At 66.8% G+C, this 16,231-nt stretch carries 19 protein-coding genes; 10 read left to right on the forward strand and 9 right to left on the reverse strand.

What is annotated here, in order from left to right; translation table 11 throughout:
- Positions 1–18: 18 nt before the first annotated feature.
- Entirely contained in the window at positions 19–612 is a 594-nt protein-coding gene (gene recR / locus U1700_RS09300; protein ID WP_332752301.1) for a recombination mediator RecR, read from the reverse strand.
- A gap of 56 nt (positions 613–668) precedes the next feature.
- On the opposite strand from recR, the gene fmt reads away from it, so the two are divergent.
- The 3 genes from fmt (at position 669) to U1700_RS09315 (ending at position 3,008) form a co-directional block, all read left to right on the forward strand.
- Positions 669–1,568 carry a methionyl-tRNA formyltransferase gene (fmt, locus tag U1700_RS09305; protein WP_332752154.1) on the forward strand — a complete coding sequence of 300 codons (900 nt, stop codon included), beginning with the start codon at positions 669–671 and terminating at the stop codon, positions 1,566–1,568.
- Positions 1,565–2,302, forward strand: coding sequence for a tRNA pseudouridine(38-40) synthase TruA (gene truA / locus U1700_RS09310; RefSeq protein WP_332752156.1), 738 nt, complete (start codon positions 1,565–1,567; stop codon positions 2,300–2,302). Before fmt ends, truA begins: the two co-directional genes overlap by 4 nt.
- A 76-nt stretch (positions 2,303–2,378) precedes the next feature.
- A complete protein-coding gene (locus U1700_RS09315; protein ID WP_332752158.1) occupies positions 2,379–3,008 on the forward strand; it encodes a DUF4126 domain-containing protein in 630 nt (209 codons plus the stop codon).
- A gap of 9 nt (positions 3,009–3,017) precedes the next feature.
- On the opposite strand, the gene U1700_RS09320 is transcribed toward U1700_RS09315, so the two are convergent.
- Positions 3,018–4,289, reverse strand: a complete 1,272-nt coding sequence (locus U1700_RS09320; protein ID WP_332752160.1) for a polyhydroxyalkanoate depolymerase — start codon at positions 4,287–4,289, stop codon at positions 3,018–3,020.
- 145 nt (positions 4,290–4,434) lie between these two features.
- Between U1700_RS09320 and U1700_RS09325 the strand changes: the two genes are divergently transcribed.
- Positions 4,435–6,210 carry an ABC transporter transmembrane domain-containing protein gene (locus U1700_RS09325; RefSeq protein ID WP_332752162.1) on the forward strand — a complete coding sequence of 592 codons (1,776 nt, stop codon included), beginning with the start codon at positions 4,435–4,437 and terminating at the stop codon, positions 6,208–6,210.
- 58 nt (positions 6,211–6,268) lie between these two features.
- Positions 6,269–7,534 carry an MgtC/SapB family protein gene (locus U1700_RS09330; RefSeq protein ID WP_332752165.1) on the forward strand — a complete coding sequence of 422 codons (1,266 nt, stop codon included), beginning with the start codon at positions 6,269–6,271 and terminating at the stop codon, positions 7,532–7,534.
- 121 nt (positions 7,535–7,655) lie between these two features.
- On the opposite strand, the gene U1700_RS09335 is transcribed toward U1700_RS09330, so the two are convergent.
- A complete protein-coding gene (locus U1700_RS09335) occupies positions 7,656–8,387 on the reverse strand; it encodes an EF-hand domain-containing protein (protein ID WP_332752167.1) in 732 nt (243 codons plus the stop codon).
- 157 nt (positions 8,388–8,544) lie between these two features.
- On the opposite strand from U1700_RS09335, the gene msrB reads away from it, so the two are divergent.
- Positions 8,545–9,045 (forward strand): peptide-methionine (R)-S-oxide reductase MsrB, encoded by a 501-nt coding sequence (gene msrB, locus U1700_RS09340; RefSeq protein ID WP_443025916.1) that lies wholly within the window; start codon positions 8,545–8,547, stop codon positions 9,043–9,045.
- A gap of 50 nt (positions 9,046–9,095) precedes the next feature.
- Positions 9,096–9,869, forward strand: a complete 774-nt coding sequence (locus U1700_RS09345; RefSeq protein WP_332752169.1) for an energy transducer TonB — start codon at positions 9,096–9,098, stop codon at positions 9,867–9,869.
- Positions 9,870–9,973: 104 nt separating this feature from the next.
- Here the strand turns inward: U1700_RS09345 and U1700_RS09350 are convergent, their stop codons facing one another.
- The 6 genes from U1700_RS09350 to U1700_RS09375 all read right to left on the reverse strand — a co-directional run bounded on the left by U1700_RS09350 (position 9,974) and on the right by U1700_RS09375 (position 13,822).
- Positions 9,974–10,402 carry an ExbD/TolR family protein gene (locus U1700_RS09350; RefSeq protein WP_332752170.1) on the reverse strand — a complete coding sequence of 143 codons (429 nt, stop codon included), beginning with the start codon at positions 10,400–10,402 and terminating at the stop codon, positions 9,974–9,976.
- Positions 10,403–10,421: 19 nt separating this feature from the next.
- Positions 10,422–10,916 (reverse strand): ExbD/TolR family protein, encoded by a 495-nt coding sequence (locus U1700_RS09355; protein ID WP_332752172.1) that lies wholly within the window; start codon positions 10,914–10,916, stop codon positions 10,422–10,424.
- An 81-nt stretch (positions 10,917–10,997) separates the two neighbouring features.
- On the reverse strand, positions 10,998–11,783 hold the full coding sequence (locus U1700_RS09360) for a MotA/TolQ/ExbB proton channel family protein (protein ID WP_332752174.1): 786 nt from the start codon (positions 11,781–11,783) through the stop codon (positions 10,998–11,000).
- 39 nt (positions 11,784–11,822) lie between these two features.
- Positions 11,823–12,467 (reverse strand): energy transducer TonB, encoded by a 645-nt coding sequence (locus U1700_RS09365; protein ID WP_443025917.1) that lies wholly within the window; start codon positions 12,465–12,467, stop codon positions 11,823–11,825.
- 210 nt (positions 12,468–12,677) lie between these two features.
- Positions 12,678–13,097, reverse strand: a complete 420-nt coding sequence (locus tag U1700_RS09370; RefSeq protein ID WP_332752178.1) for a dihydroneopterin aldolase — start codon at positions 13,095–13,097, stop codon at positions 12,678–12,680.
- Positions 13,094–13,822, reverse strand: coding sequence for an SDR family oxidoreductase (locus tag U1700_RS09375; protein WP_332752180.1), 729 nt, complete (start codon positions 13,820–13,822; stop codon positions 13,094–13,096). The genes U1700_RS09370 and U1700_RS09375 overlap by 4 nt, the downstream gene beginning before the upstream one ends.
- 75 nt (positions 13,823–13,897) lie before the next feature.
- Here U1700_RS09375 and U1700_RS09380 point away from each other — a divergent pair, with 75 nt between their 5' ends.
- The 3 genes from U1700_RS09380 to U1700_RS09390 are packed head-to-tail and all read left to right on the forward strand — an operon-like array spanning position 13,898 to position 16,225.
- Positions 13,898–14,467 (forward strand): DUF1285 domain-containing protein, encoded by a 570-nt coding sequence (locus tag U1700_RS09380; RefSeq protein WP_332752182.1) that lies wholly within the window; start codon positions 13,898–13,900, stop codon positions 14,465–14,467.
- The gene (locus U1700_RS09385; RefSeq protein WP_332752183.1) at positions 14,464–15,045 is read left to right on the forward strand and encodes a CoA pyrophosphatase; all 582 of its coding nucleotides are present in this window, start codon (positions 14,464–14,466) and stop codon (positions 15,043–15,045) included. The genes U1700_RS09380 and U1700_RS09385 overlap by 4 nt, the downstream gene beginning before the upstream one ends.
- The gene (locus U1700_RS09390; RefSeq protein ID WP_332752185.1) at positions 15,035–16,225 is read left to right on the forward strand and encodes a CCA tRNA nucleotidyltransferase; all 1,191 of its coding nucleotides are present in this window, start codon (positions 15,035–15,037) and stop codon (positions 16,223–16,225) included. The genes U1700_RS09385 and U1700_RS09390 overlap by 11 nt, the downstream gene beginning before the upstream one ends.
- Positions 16,226–16,231: the final 6 nt, after the last annotated feature.

A 16,231-nucleotide genomic window follows, 5' to 3' on the forward strand; every position in this document is an offset into this window, starting at 1 on the left:
TTCAACCCGGGAGGCAGATCACGAAACCGGGCGCCGGGCCCTGAGCGCCTGCGCCAGCGTGCCTTCGTCGAGGTAATCGAGCTCGCCGCCAACCGGCAGTCCATGCGCCAGCTGGGTCAGGCGGATGGGATATTTTTCCAGCCGCTCGGCGAGGTAATGGGCGGTGGTCTGCCCCTCGAGCGTCGCGTTCATCGCCAGCACGACCTCGTCGATCCCGCCCGCCGCGACCCGCCCGACCAGCGTGTCGATGCCGAGGTCTTCGGGGCGGATCCCCTCAAGCGCCGACAGCCGCCCGCCAAGCACATGGTAGCGCCCCGGGAACAGCCGCGACCGATCGAGCGCCCACAGGTCGGCGACTTCCTCGACCACGCACAGCAATCGCGCATCGCGGCGCGGGTCCTCGCACAGCCGGCACGGATCGACCGTGTCGACATTGCCGCACACCGTACAGCTCACCAGATTGTCGGCCACTGCCTGCAACGCGGCCAGCAGCGGCTCCAATGCCGCCTCGCGCTTCTTGACCAAATGCAGCACCGCGCGCCGCGCCGATCGCGGGCCCAGACCGGGGAGCCGCGCGAGGGCAGTACTGAGTGCGTCGAGTTCGGAAGCCATCGCTACCGACATAGGGCGCTTGGCGAGGCGGGCAAGGGTCGGCATAGGCGTCTCCCATGCGGATCATCTTCATGGGTTCCCCCGACTTCGCGCTGCCGACCCTCGACGCCCTCGTCGCGGCGGGGCACGAGCTGGTGTGCGCCTACACCCAGCCCCCCCGAGCAGCGGGTCGCGGCAAGGGCGAGCGGCGGACTGCGGTCCATGAGCGGGCCGAGGCGCTGGGCATCATGGTGCGCCATCCCGCGACCTTGCGCGACCCCGCCGAGCAGGCCGCCTTTGCCGCGCTCGATGCCGATGTCGCGGTGGTCGCGGCCTATGGCCTGATCCTGCCTGAGGCGGTCCTTGCCGCGCCTCGGCTGGGCTGCGTCAATGTCCATGGTTCGCTGCTGCCGCGGTGGCGCGGGGCGGCGCCGGTGCAGCGCGCGATCCTGGCGGGCGACGACCGGGTCGGGGTGACGATCATGCAGATGGAGAAGGGGCTCGATACCGGGCCAATGCTGATCGAGCGGGAGACGCTCGGACACGGTGTGGATGCCGGTCAACTGACTGACGAGATTGCCAGAATCGGCGCCGCGGCGATGGTTGAATGGTGCGCGAATCCAGCGGCTTATCCGCCCCGTCCGCAGCCTGCCGAGGGGATCACCTACGCCGCCAAGATCGACAAGGCCGAAGCGCGGATCGACTGGTCGCGCGATGCCGTCGCGATCGAGCGGCAGGTACGCGCCTTCGCCCCTTCGCCGGGTGCGTGGTTCGAAGCCAATGGCGAGCGGATCAAGCTGCTTGGCGCCGAGGTCGTCGCCGGCGAGGCCGAGCCCGGAACGGTCCTCGACGAGCAGCTGACCATTGCCTGCGGGAGCGGCGCGATCCGGCCGTTGCGGGTCCAGCGGGCCGGTCGCGGGGCGATGTCGCCGGCCGAGCTGCTGCGCGGTTTCTCTTTGCCGATGAGTGTCGAATGACTCGCTGGCGGCTGACGCTGGAGTATGACGGCGGCCCGTTCGTCGGGTGGCAGCGGCAGGCCAATGGCCCGAGTATCCAGTCGACGGTGGAGGATGCCATCGCCCACATGACCGGCGAGCAGGCTTTGGTCCATGGCGCCGGGCGGACCGATGCCGGGGTCCATGCGCTGGCGATGGAGGCGCATGCCGATATTGCGAAGGAGATGACTCCGCACCAGCTGCGCGAAGGGCTCAATGCGCTCGTCCGCCCGGCGCCGGTGACGATCCTCGACACCGCGATCGTCGCCGATGACTGGCATGCGCGATTCAGCTGCACCGCAAGGCGGTATCGCTACCGCATCCTCGACCGGCGCACCCCGCCAGCGGTCGATCGTGGGCGGGTGTGGCATGTCCCCGTCGCGCTCGACATCGCCGCGATGAACGAAGGCGCGGCCCGGCTGATCGGGCTTCACGATTTCACCACCTTCCGATCATCGCATTGCCAGTCGGCGAGCCCGGTAAAATCGCTCGACCGGCTCGAGGTCGAGCGGGTCGGCCATGAAATCCACGTCCACGCCGAAGCCCGCAGCTTCCTTCATCGCCAGGTGCGGTCGATGGTCGGCTGCCTGATGATGGTCGGGCGCGGGGTGTGGTCAGCGGACGACATGAGCGCGGCGCTGGAGGCGAAGGACCGCGCCGCGCTGGGGTTCAACGCGCCGCCGGAGGGGCTGTATTTCGTCGGGGCGAGCTACTAGCCCGCAAACGCCGCCACTTGCACCCGACTGCGAACCGCCCCACCTCTCCTGCCACACGCCGCGCGAAGGAACGCATATGGGTCCGGTTGAACTCTTTTCGCTGGCGGCGTCGACCAGCCTGCTTGCCGGGTGGCGCCTGTACCTCGTGACGCTGGTCACGGGCCTGGCGATGCATTTCGGCTGGATCGCGCTTCCCGCCAATCTCCACATGCTCGATGTCCTCGCCAATCCGTGGGTCATCGGCGCGGCGGCGGTGGGGACGTTCGCGGAGTTCTTCGCCGACAAGATCCAGTTCGTCGACAGCGCATGGGACGCGATCCACAGCTTCATCCGGCCGCTCGGCGGCGCGCTGCTCAGCCTGGCGATCGTCGACAGCTCGAACACCACGCTGCAGGTCGTCAGCTTCCTGCTTGGCGGGGGCGCGGCGCTGCTGGCGCACACCGGCAAGGCGGGGGCGCGGGCGATGGTCAACGCCAGCCCCGAACCCTATTCGAACATCGCGGTGTCGGCCGGCGAGGATGTCGTGACGACCGGGCTGATGGCGCTGGCGATCGCCAATCCGGTACTGGCAGCGATCGTCGCGGTGTTCATCGTGCTCGGTACCGGCTGGCTGGTGTACAAGGCGCGGCGCTTCATGAAGCGGGTGCTGGGGTCGATCAACACGCTCGGCCAGCCCAGGATGAAGGACGTCACGCCCCCCAGTTAAGGTGGCGAGCTAGGCGGCCCTGCGGAGCGGCCTGGCCTCGCCATGGTCGACGATGAACTGATCGACCACCGGGGCAATCTGCTCGCGCCACTTGCGGCCGTTGAAGATGCCGTAATGGCCAACCCCTTCGGCCAGATAATATTTCTTCTGGCCCGCCTTCAGCCCGGTGGCGAGTTTCAGCGCGGCCTTGGTCTGGCCCACGCCCGAGATATCGTCGCGTTCGCCCTCGATCGCCAGCAATGCGGTGTCACGCACCTTGCCGACATCGACCCGGCGTCCGCGATGGTCATACTCGCCCTTTGGCAGCAGGTGACGCTGGAACACCGCGTCGATCGTCTGGAGGTAGAATTCGGCGGTCATGTCGCACACCGACCGATATTCCTCATAGAAAGCGCGGGTCGAATCGGCGCTGTCGTCGTCGCCCTTCACCAGATGCTTGAACAGCTCGAAATGGCTGATCATGTGGCTGCCAAGGTTCATCGTCATGAAGCCCGCAAGCTGCAGGAAACCCGGATACACCTTCCGCCCGGCGCCCGGATACATCATCGGGATGGTCGCGATGACGTTGCGGCTGAACCAGCTGTGGGGGCGCTCGGTGGCCAGCGTGTTGACCGCGGTCGGCGCCTCGCGCGTGTCGATCGGGCCGCCCATCATGGTCAGGGTCAGCGGGCGCGCGGGATTCTTGTCCTCGTTCATCAGCGCGACCGCGGCGAGCGCGGGGACCGACGGCTGGCACACCGCGAGCATGTGCGGACGCTGGCCGGTCTTCTGGTGGATCGTCGCGCAGAAGGTGATCAGATAGTCGATATAATCGTCGAGATTGAAGCGCCCGTCGGACATCGGCACCAGCTTGGCATCGCGCCAGTCGGTGATGAACACATCGTGCCTGGGCAGCATCCGTTCGACCGTGCCGCGCAGCAGGGTGGCATAATGGCCCGACATCGGGGCGACGATGATCAGCGGCGGCTGGCCCCCGACCCCATCCTTGACGCTGCCTTCCTTCACGAAATGCTTGAGCTGGCCAAATGGCTGGCGGGCAAGCAACTCCTCGCGGACGACGACGCTCTTGCGGCCGACTTTCGTCTCCACAATCCCGAAGTCCGGCTTGCCGCGCGGCGCCGAGGCGTGGCTGAACACGTCGAGCGAGGCCGCGACCATCGGGCCCATCGACATGTAGCTCAAGGGGTTGGACGGGTGGTTAAGCCAGTCTGCGCTCAGCCCGGCGATCTTGCTCGCCCCGGCCATCATCGACTTCTGCACTTCATAGGCGTCGTAAAGCATGCGATTTCCCGAGCGAGACTTTAGCGTGACAACCGATGTGCGCGGCTTTCGCTCCCGCGGCAAGCGGTTCTTCGCAGCTGCACCATAAGTGGTAGCGGCATCGGGCGCGATTGAGCAGCGTGCCTCACCCTGCTAGGCGCTGCCCATGGCCAACACTCCGGCGCGCCCCAAGGGCCGCAGCATCTCCAGCCTCAATATGATCTGGCGGTTCGCATCCCATTATCCGGGCCGGATCGCGATCGCCGCCCTGGCGCTGCTGCTCGCTGCCGCCGCGACATCGGGGGTGCCGTGGGCGTTCAAGCTGATCATCGACAAGGGGTTCGGCACGGCCGGGACGGCGGGCATCGCGCGCTGGTTCGAATATCTGCTGCTGCTGGTGATCGTGATGGCGCTGGCCACCGCGACGCGATTCTACTTCGTCTCGTGGCTCGGCGAGCGGACAGTGGCGGATATTCGGCTTGCGGTGCATCGCAACTTGCTGCGCCTGTCGCCGGGGTTCTTCGAGGAGAATCGCCCGGCCGAAATTACCTCGCGATTGACGGTCGACACCACAATCATCGAACAGGTCGTCGGCACCACCGTGTCGGTCGCGCTGCGCAATATCGTCATGGGGATCGCCTGCCTGGTCATCCTGTTCGTGCTGTCGCCCAAGCTGGCGGGGATGATGCTCCTCGGCATCCCGCTGATCGTCGGGCCAATCGTGGTGCTGGGGCGGCGGGTGCGCGCCGTGTCGACCAAGAGCCAGGACCGCATCGCCGACGTCGGCGCGGTCACCTCCGAAGTGCTCGGCGCGATGAAGATCGTCCAGGCGTTCGGGCAGGAAGCGCGTGAGACCGGGCGCTTCACGAGCGCGGTCGAGACGGTGTTCGCGACCGCCAAGAAGCGGATGCTGCTGCGCGCGTTCATGACCGCGATTGTCATCGCCCTGATGTTCAGCGCGATCACCCTGGTCATCTGGCAGGGCGCGATCGACGTTGCCGCTGGGCGGATGAGTGGCGGGACGATCGCCGCGTTCGTGCTCTATGGCGGGTTGCTCGCGGGGGCGTTCGGGGCGCTGAGCGAGACTTATGGCGACCTGCTCCGCGCGGCGGGCGCGTCCGAGCGGTTGAGCGAATTGCTCAACGCCACCCCCGACATCAGCCCGCCAGCCAATCCGGTTCGGTTCGCGTCGCCCGGCGGCGGCGCGCTGTCGTTCGAGCAAGTGACTTTCCGCTACCCGACCCGGCCCGAAGTCTCGGCGCTCGCCGATTTCACGCTGGCCGTCGCACCCAATGAGCGGCTGGCGGTGGTCGGACCGTCGGGCGCGGGCAAGACCACCCTGTTCCAGCTCGCCCAGCGCTTTTACGACCCGCAGGCCGGGCGCGTTCTGCTCGACGGGATCGACCTCAAGGACGCCGACCCGGCCGACATTCGCGCGCGGATCGCGATGGTTCCTCAGGAAACGGTGCTGTTCGCCGCCTCGGCGCGCGACAATCTGCGCTATGGTCAGTGGGACGCGAGCGACGACCAATTGTGGCGTGCGGCGCGCGATGCCAATGCCGAAACCTTCCTGCGCGCGCTGCCTGATGGGCTCGACACGTTCATGGGCGAAGGCGGGGCGCGATTGTCGGGCGGGCAGCGCCAGCGGATCGCGATTGCCCGCGCGCTGCTTCGCGATGCGCCGCTGCTGCTGCTCGACGAGGCGACCTCGGCGCTCGATGCCGAAAGCGAACGGCTGGTCCAGGACGCGCTCGACCGGCTGATGGAGCATCGCACGACGATCGTCATCGCCCACCGCCTCGCGACCGTCCGCGCCGCCGACCGCATCGTGGTGATGGACGCCGGGCGGATCGTCGAGAGCGGCACTCACGCCAGCCTCAACGCTCAGGACGGCCTCTACGCCCGCCTCGCCCGCCTCCAGTTCGACGATGTCGCGGCCTGAGCTAGGCGTCGCGCGGCGGGCTAATTCGCGCTAGGACGGGGGCCGAGAGGAGCATCTCTTGCTCGACTGGGTCATCGTTCGCGGGCTGATCACCGCGGTGGCCGCGGGGTTGCTGATCGGCATCGAGCGCGGCTGGCACTTGCGGCAACGCCGGGCCGGGTCGCGCATCGCCGGGGTCCGCACCTTCACCCTGCTCGGCGCCGCCGGGGGACTCGACGCGTTGATCGTGGCCACGCTGGGGCCGCTGATCGGCGCCATCCCGCTCGCCGGAATCGTCGGCATCCTGATCGTTGGCTATGCCCGCACCCCGGCCGAACGCGATCGCGACACGACGACATTGGTCGCGGCGATCATCGCGCTGTCGGTCGGGTTGCTTGCGGGATCGGGGATGGCGGGGATCGCGATTGCCGGCGCGGCGGCGACGACACTGGTGCTTGCGGTGCGCGAACAGTCGCACCGCTTCGTCCGCCGACTGAGCCGCCAGGACATTGACGCACTGACCTATTATGCCGCCATCGCGGGTGGGATTTTGCCCTTCCTGCCCAACCATCGGCTCGGGCCCTACCAGGCGTGGAACCCGTTCCAGTTATGGCTGGTAGTGGTGCTGGTCACGGGCTTTTCCCTCGTCGGCTATATCGCCAACCGGTTGATCGGCGAGCGGCGCGGCACGCTGGCCACCGCGATCATCGGCGGGGCTTATTCCTCGACTGCGGTCACGGCGTCACTCTCGGCCCGGATCCGCGCGGGCGAGCAAGGGCCGTTCACCGCCGGGATCGCGATCGCCAGCGCGGTGATGTACGTCCGCGTGCTGATCCTGATCGCGCTGCTTGCCGCCCCTGCATTGTGGCCGATGGCGCTCGCGATCGGCCCCGCCCTCATCGTCGGTGGGGTCGTCGCGCTGGTCAGTTGGCGGTGGTCGGCACGCGAGCCCGAGACCGGAACGCCGAAAGTCATCGGCAACCCGATTGCGCTGCTGCCTGCGCTCGGTTTCCTAGTCGCGGTCGCCGGCGCGGCGCTGCTCGTTCGCTGGGCGCAGGCGAGCTTCGGCGAAAGTGGCACCGCCTGGTCGCTGTTCATCGCCGGAAGCGTCGACGTCGACGCCGCGATCGTCACGCTGGCGGGACTTGCCCCGGGCGCCCTGTCCCCGTCGCTCGCGGCGCTGGCGATCGGCGGCACGGTGGCGGTCAACATGATCTTCAAGATGGGGGTGGTAGCAGTCACCGCACGCGGCGCGGGGCTGCGTGCGATTGCCGTACTAGGCAGCAGTCTTGCCGTGCTGATCGCTACGCTGCTCGCGATCGCCTGGCCGCTGATCGCGGCCTAGAGTCTTTTTGCGGAGAACGGCACCGGCCCGCACCCCCACCCGGCCAACCCAATCAGTTTACCGTGTGGGTTGGCCGGGTGGGGGTGCGGGCCGGTGCCGAACCAGCGAAGCTGATCAGACTCTAACGCCGGCGCGCGCTGCGTTGTTCGGCGATGGTGCGCGGCAGGTCGTTCAAGCCGATCGCGCCCTTGTCATCGGGGTCGAGCAGGTTGAACCGGCGCTGCGCCGCCGCCTGCGCCTCGCCGCGGCTGACATGGCCGCTGAAGCTGGTGTCCATCGCCGCGACGGGCTCGGCGATCGCGATCAGGCCATAGCGACCGCCGCCGCCGAGGGCCGCGCCGAGGTCATTCTCTATTTCGCGGCTTTGCCCGACGGCGGCGCTGGGCGGGCCCGATCCGTCGCTGCTGCCGCCACTCTCGCCGCCACCGCTAGCACCGCTGCTACTACGAAAACGGTCGGGGGAACTGACGAAGTTGGCGCCATAATCGGCCGCCACCTCGGGCGCGAAATCGGTTTCATAGGCCTTGATCTCGGCGCTGCTCAGCATCCTGTCATGATTGGTGTCGAGCCGGTCGAAGAAGCGCATGAAGTCGGCGTTGAACTCGCCAAGATCGATCCGCCCGTCGTGATTGGCATCGGCCTGCGCGAACCACGCCGCAACCGGATAGGGCGCCCCCGCGATCGCGCGGAACGGTTCGCCCGAGGGTGCGATGAACAGCTGGCGATGGGCCTGAACCTCGATACGCTCGGAATGGACTGGCTGAGGGACCAACGGCGGGGCCGGTTTCGGTGCCTGCGCCATGGCCACCCCCGCCATCGTCATATAGCCCAGCCCGGTCACATAGTTGCGCATCGCTTGCTCCCTGTCGAACGGCCGTTGCCGATAGTCCCTCCGCGCCCGATCATTGCCCTGCCATGAAGCAAATTGGCGTCGTTCGCATCCCGTTCAGGCGCTCGAGCGTATTTTCCTGCAAATCCCGCGGCGAATTGCCGCGACCAGGAGAATGTTGATGACGAATTTATCACGCCGCGAGGTCTTCGGGCTTGGCACCGTCGCAATGGCCGCCGGGGTGATGATGATCGCCGGGTTCGGCAAGTCCCCGGCCGAGGCCGCGCCCGGCAAATATGAGGTCCGTCGCAGCCCCGCCGAATGGCGCCGCCAGCTTGGCGCGGAGCGCTTTCACATCCTGCGCGAGGGCGGGACCGAGGTGCCTTACACCAGCCCGCTGCTCAAGGAGCATCGCCGCGGCACGTTCGTCTGTGCCGGCTGTGCACTGCCGCTATTCTCGTCGACGACCAAGTTCGAGAGTGGCACCGGCTGGCCCAGTTTCTATGCTCCCCTGCCCCGCGCGGTCGCCGAGACTCGCGATTCGACCCTGGGGATGGTCCGTCGTGAAGTCCATTGCCGCCGCTGTGGCGGGCATTTGGGCCATGTCTTCGACGACGGGCCAAAGCCGACCGGGCTTCGCTATTGCATGGACGGGCTGTCGCTCGGCTTCCATCCGGTTTGACGCCGAGTTAGGGGATTGGAACTAGCGGCGGCGCGCGTCATTGGATGATGATGCGCCGCCCCCTCTCGACCCCGCGTGACCGGATCCGATCGGCGGTGCTAGCGACCGCGATCAACCTCGCCATCGGCTATGGCATCATGTCGGGGCTTGGGGTCCATAACATCCCGCGTCCCGACGAGGCGCTCAAGCTGTTCGCGCTGAGCGACCAGCCCCCGACCCCCGTCCCGCCGCCGCCCGAACAGGCGAAGTCAGAGACCCGCAAGCCGAAGGATCCGGAGGGCGCCGCTGCTCCCCCGGCGAAGCAAAATACCCCGAGCGAGGTCGCCGCGCCAAAAGCAAAGCTGCCCCCGCCTCCGCCGATCCAGGCCGCCCCGGTGGCGGGCCGGGGGACGGCGCCCAAATCGGGTGCAGCAACGATCGACGGACCGGGCACCGGGCGCGGCGGGATCGGCAATGGGACGGGCAGCGGGGTGTCGGGTGACGGAAGCGGCGGCGGCGGTGGCGGCGGAGCAGCGGAACCGGTGCTCCTGTCGGGCGGGATAAGCGGCAGTGATTATCCGAAGGAGGCGCTTGTCGTCCGCGCGCAGGGCACTGTGGTGTTCAGCTTCACCATCACGCTCGACGGGCGGCTGACCGATTGCCGGGTCACCGAATCGAGCGGCAATCGTCTGCTCGACCAGGCAACCTGCCGGATCGCGACCCAGCGCTATCGCTTCCGCCCGGCGCGCAATCGGGCGGGACAGCCGGTCTCGACCCAGGAGGAAGGCGAGCATGACTGGCGGCTTGGACGCGAGGTCGAGACGATCGACCCGCCAGCGCGCTAGGCCCCAACGCTACATCGACGCGCTAGACCCGCCCCCAACGAGAAAGGGCGGCCCCTTGCGGAACCGCCCTCACATCAACCGGCACGCCGATCGAGTTTAACTCGTCAGAAGTTGGAATAGGCCTCGTTGCCGACGAAGCCCATCTTGGTGACTTGCGCCCGCTTGGTCACCGCCATCACTTCGTCGACCAGCTCATAGCGCGCATTCGGCTCGGGCTGGAGATGAAGTTCCGGCACGGGGTTCATCTGCTGCGACACGTCGAGATAGGTGCGCAGCTGGGTCAGCGTCACCGGCGTGCCATTCCAAAGCACCTGCCCCGCCTGCGTAATCACCAGCTTGTTCTTGGTCGGCTCCACCGGCGGCGGCGGCGAGTTGGTATTCTGCGGCAGGTCAAGCTTGACCGCGTGAGTCTGCGGCGGAATCGTGACGATCAGCATGATCAGGAGGACGAGCATGACGTCGATCAACGGCGTCGTGTTCATCTCCATCATGGGCTGGCCTTCGGCATTCGAGCCCGTAGTTTGCATCGCCATGGCGAAACGCTCCTAAACTTTAATTGCGCGCGATCGGGGCGCCACCGACGCCCGGTTGCGAAATGAAGCCGACCTTGGCGAACCCGGCGAGCTGCATTGTGTAAACGGCCCCGCCGATGCAGCGATACGGGGTGTTGATGTCACCGCGGATATGCACTTCGGGCATATTATCCTCGGTGATGTTCTGCGCGCCGCCGACCTTGTCGATCTGGTCCTTCAGATTCTGGACCGCACGATCGAGCAATTCCTTGGAAGTGAGCTTTTTCATGTTCCAATAGACATTGCACGTGCCGTCGGGGCTGCCGTTGATCGACAGCGAGACATTCTCGGGCTTGGTCTGCGTCACTTCGTAGCGAACTTTCGGCAGCTTGACCGGGACGCTCTGGATGACAACCGGGACGGTGATCAGGAAGATGATCAACAGCACCAGCATGACGTCGACGAGCGGAGTCGTGTTGATGTCCGACATCGGCACGTCTTCATCGCCGCCTTCTTGCTTAACGCTCATTGCCATGGGCTGTGGCTTTCCTTGATTCTTCAAACTTCGTGAAGCAAACCGGCCGGGCGGGGAATGTCCTCGCCCGGCCTGTTACGCCTAACGGTTGACGGGGTCGCCAGCCGGCTTGATCGGAGCCGCGGCCGGAGCCTTGACCGCCGGGGCCGCCGAGGCAGCCATCATCTTGGGCTTCACGTTGCCGCCCGACATGATGTAGCCATGAACGTCGTTGGTGAACGCCGCGAGATCCTCGACGATCGACTTGTTACGGCGGATCAGCCAGTTGTAGGCGAGCACCGCGGGAACCGCGACGACCAGGCCGAGCGCGGTCATGATCAGCGATTCGCCGACCGGGCCGGCGACCGTGGTGATCGACGCATCGCCCGACGCACCGATCTTGATCAGCGCGCGATAGATGCCGATGACCGTTCCGAACAGGCCGATGAACGGCGCGGTCGAACCGACGGTCGCGAGGAAGGCGAGGCCTTCACCGAGGCGGTTGCTGATGCCGCCCTGGCTGCGCGCCAGCGAGCTTGCCATCCAGTCATGCTGATCGATCGGATCGGTCAGCTTGCCATGCTGGTCCTGCGCCACCAGCGCGTCGTCGACGATCGAGCGATAGGCGCTCTTGGCTTCGAGCTTGGTCGAGGCTTCGCGAAGATTGGGCGAGTTCCAGAAGTTGGCGCGAACCTTGTTGCCCTGGTTCATGATCTTCTGCTGCTGCAGCCACTTTGTGAACAGGATGTAGAAGGTGCCGATCGAGAAGATCACCAGGATGATGAACACCGACCATGAAATGACGCCGCCTTCATGGAGCGCCTGGAAAAGGCCATATGGGTTGTCGCCTGCGGCCGGAGCGGCGGTGGCGGCGGGAGCTGCTTGCATCGTATAATTCCTTCGAAAAAATTGCGGTGTCGGGTTCAATTATTCGGCGGGAACCCGCCAGGTAATCCGCTGGGAGTAGCTATCGCTCGTCGGCTGCCCGTTGCTGTCCATTGCCGGACTGAAGCGGGCACGGCGGCGAAGGATGTTGCAAGTGGCGGTGTCGAGGGCGGACGAGCCGCTCCCGCTTGTCACTTCGCATCCCGACACGCGACCATCGGTACCGATCGTCAGGCGCACGGCCGTCGTCCCCTGCTCGTTCGCCGAAAGCGCCGAGTTGGGATAATCCTCAGGCGAGAACAGCCCCACGAGGCTACCCTTGGCACGCGCCGATTCGCGCTTGACCGGGGCGGGTGGTGCCGGCGGGGCGGGTGGTGCCGGGCGAGCCGTCGGCGTGATCACCGGCGGCGGCGCAATCGACACCGTCTGGATCTGCGGCGTGACGATGTTGGTGCGGACCAGCGGCGGTGGAGCGACCACCTGTGGCGGCGGCGGCGTGTTGGGCTGCTTCTCCGGGGGAGGTGGTTTTTCCTCCGGCGGCGGCGGCGGCTCGTTGACGTCGAACGTCTTGAGGTCACTCGCTGCGTTCTTGATGACGTTATAGGCCAGGCCTGTCACCAATGCGTATCCGAGGACAACGTGCAGCAGCGCCACCACGATGATCGACGCCGTGCGGTTGGAGCTCATTTGCTTGCGATTTGCGTATGCCATTAAGCCGCAACTCTCCTCGTGTGGTCGTGGGTGTTTTCCACGTCCGAACCGGGTTTTGAAACACCCTGGTCCGGGTTCGCTCGCCACTGACATTACAATGTATCATCAGTGGCGAAGAGCAGTTCATTAATGAACGCTCAATGGTGCCGCAACCGATTTTGTTCCGTTTCCGACACGCAATGGCCTCTAATTGCGCTCCAGACGCCCAAAGGAGGCGATCTCGACCCCCACGCCGGCCGCATCGGGATAGATGTCGGGCTTCGAACTGGCGACCCTGAGGTCGGTCACCCCGTGCATCGCGGCGAACCGCTCGAACAGCGCATGGCACAATGTTTCCTGTAGGTTAAACCGCCTCGAGCCCGCGATTCGGCGGATTTCCTCGCGCAGGAAATCATAGTCCCAGGCCTCCTCGGGGGCATCGTTTGCGGGCACGGTCATCGATTGCAGCCACAATTCGACGGTAATTAACAATCGCTGCGGATTGCCCACTTCGAAGTCGTGAAAACCGATATCGGTCATCACTTCGAGCCGATCGAGCATGATTCGGCTCTGGCGCACCCGGATGCCCGCCGGGATCAGCCCGTCGAGCGGCTTCAGATTTGTCATTTCATCTCCAGAAATTGAACGTCGCGCGGCAGTCCGAGAAAGCGCTGGCCACCGTCGATGGTCAGCGTCTGGCCGGTCATGGTCGCCGCCTCAAGCAGGTAAAATAGCGCACGAATAACGTCGCCGGGCTCGACCCCCAGGCCGAGCGGGTTGAGCGAATGGACTGCCGCGAAATTCGCCTCGCCCTGCTTGCCCGAAGGCAGCATCAGCGCCGGCGCGATCGCGTTGACCCTGATCCCCTGCCCCGCCAGCCCCCGCGCGGCGAGCTCGGTCAGCCCGGCCAGCGCCTGTTTCGATAAAGTGTAGCTAAGGAAATCGGGGTTGGGCGCGGCCAGCTTGGCGTCGAGCAGGTTGACCACCAGCGCACCGCGCGGCGCAACCTTAGCGAACGCCTCGATCAGCAGCGCCGGGGCGCGAACGTTGATTGCCATGTGCGCGTCGAACTCGGCGACACTGAAGGATCCAAAGCCGTCCTCAGCAAAGCGCGCTGCATTATTGACCAGCAGCGTCGGCGAATCGCCCGCTGCCGCAATGATTCGCGCGCCGAAGTCGGGCTGGGCCAGGTCGGCGACGACCTTCACCGCGCCTTCGGGCACCACGTCGCCGTCATGATGGACGTGAGCCACCACGCGCCAGCCCGCCGCGATCAGCGCGCGCGCCATGTCGGCCCCGACGCGCTTGCCCGCGCCGGTGACGATCGCCGTTTGCTGTTGCTCTGCGCCCATGGCTCGGCCCCTGCCGGTGCCATGGCCGCAGTGCAAGGCTGGAATCGCGGACCGGCCGCGCGTAAGGCACTCGCAATGCCCGAAACCCACCCTCCCGTCACGCTCGCCGGCCACTCCCTCGCCGGGCTCGCCGAGGCGATTTCGGGGCGCAGCCTGCCCCCGGTCGACCAGTGGCATCCCGACCATTGCGGGGACAGCCAGATGGTCATTCACCGCGACGGCCGCTGGACCTATCGCGGTGATCCGATCGAGCGCGAGGCGATGATCCGCCTGTTCTCGACCGTCCTTCGCCGCGAGCCCGACGGCAGCTTCGTCCTCGTCACCCCCGCCGAGCGGCTCACCATCATCGTCGAATCGACCCCGTTCCGGGCCATTGCCATGACCAGCGAGGGCGAAGGCCGGGAGCGCCGACTCGGGCTGGAGATCGACCGCACCGACGCGCTGATCGTCGGCCCGGCCCACCCGCTGACGCTGGTCGACACGCCTCACGGCCCCTCGCCGCGAGTTCTTGTCCGAGGCGGGCTCGAGGCGGAACTGTCGCGCCCGCTTTATTATGAGCTGGCCGAAATCGCGCTGGCCGAAGCCGCCAATCCCCCAGGGATCTGGTCCGACGGCGCGTTCTTCGCCCTAGGCGATCCCGCATGAGCCTGGTCGCCCGCCTCACCGCCGCGCTCGCCCTTGCCGCGCCGCCGGGCCTGTCGTCGGGCGACCTCGACGACGATATCGGCGACACCCGGGAGGCGGCGGTGCTGATCGCGGTGACCGACCGGCCCCACCCCGGCGTGCTGTTCATCGTCCGCCCCGAGGAAATGCGGATGCACCCGGGGCAGGTCGCCTTTCCCGGCGGCAAGGTCGACGATGATGACCGCGACCCCGCCCACACCGCGCTTCGCGAAGCCTGGGAGGAGCTGGGCATCGAACCCGCCAGCGTCGCGCTGTGCGGGCTCGCCGACGCTTATCGCACCATCACCAACTATCGCGTGACCCCGGTCGTCGGAGTCGTGCCCCCCGACCTTTCGCTCAGGCCCGATCCGGCCGAAGTCGCCGACTGGTTCGAAGCCCCGCTCGATTATATCCTCGACCCCGCCAACCACGACCAAAGGGTCGCGCAGATCAACGGCCGCGCCGGTGGCTATATCCAGATCAACTGGCAGGGTCGCCGCATCTGGGGCGCGACCGCGGCGATGCTCGTCAACCTGTCGCGGCGGCTTCATGAAGCTTGATCCTGCGGCCTGGTTCGATCGGCCGGGCATCCGCCATTTGCTCGACACGCTCGACGCCACAGACGGCGCCTGCCGCTTCGTCGGCGGCGCGGTCCGCGACCTCGCGCTCGGCTCGGATATTTCCGACCTCGACCTGTCGACCCGGTTCGTGCCCACCGAGGTCATCGACCGGCTCACCGCCGCCGGGATCAAGTCGGTCCCGACCGGGCTTGCCCATGGCACGATCACCGCCATTACCTCGGGCACCGTCGTCGAAGTCACCACGCTGCGCGCCGACCTCGCCACCGACGGGCGCCGCGCCACGGTCGCCTTCACCGACGACTGGGCGGCCGACGCCTCGCGCCGCGACTTCACCATCAACGCGCTCTACGCCGACCCGCTAACGGGCGAGGTCAGCGATCCCGCTGGTCAGGGTCTTGCCGATCTCGACGCTCGCCGGGTGCGCTTTATCGGCGACCCGTTGGTTCGCATCGCCGAGGATCATTTGCGAATCCTGCGCTTTTTCCGCTTCTATGCGCGCTTCGGGCAGGGCGCGCCCGACGCCCCCGCGCTCGCCGCCTGCACCGCCCGCGCCAATGACCTGATGGCGCTGTCGCGGGAGCGGATCGCCTATGAGCTGATGAACCTGCTCGGCCTACCCGACCCCGTGTCGACCCTCGCGATCATGATCGACCATGGCATTTTCCGCCCGGTCCTGCCCGAGATTACCGACTCGGCCCCGCTCGCTGCGCTGATCCTCGCCGAGCGGCAGGCAAACATCCCTGCCGATTCGCTCCGCCGCCTCGCCGCGCTATTGCCGCGCGATCCGCTCATCGCCGAGAAGATCGCCTCGCGCCTCAAAATGTCGCTCAAGGACCGCAAGCGCCTTGCCCAGGCGGTCGACCCGACCAATTTCGGAAGTCCCCAGGCCCATGCCTATCGCCTCGGCAATACTTCCGCCGTCGACCGACTGCTGATCGACGCCCGCCCCGCCGACGCCGCCAGCATCGCCACATGGGAGTTGCCCAGGCTCCCGCTCGGCGGCGGCGCGCTCATCGCCCGCGGTGTTCCCCAGGGCCCGCTCGTCGCGAAAACGCTGCAGGCGATCGAGCAGGCGTGGCTCGATGCCGGCTTCCCGACCGGCGACCTGTTCGACGCGATCGTCGCGGAAGCCATTGCCCGCATCCTCGGCTCGGCATAGGTACGC

The sequence above is a fragment of the Sphingomonas sp. RB1R13 genome (assembly GCF_036663775.1).
GTDB lineage: Bacteria > Pseudomonadota > Alphaproteobacteria > Sphingomonadales > Sphingomonadaceae > Sphingomicrobium.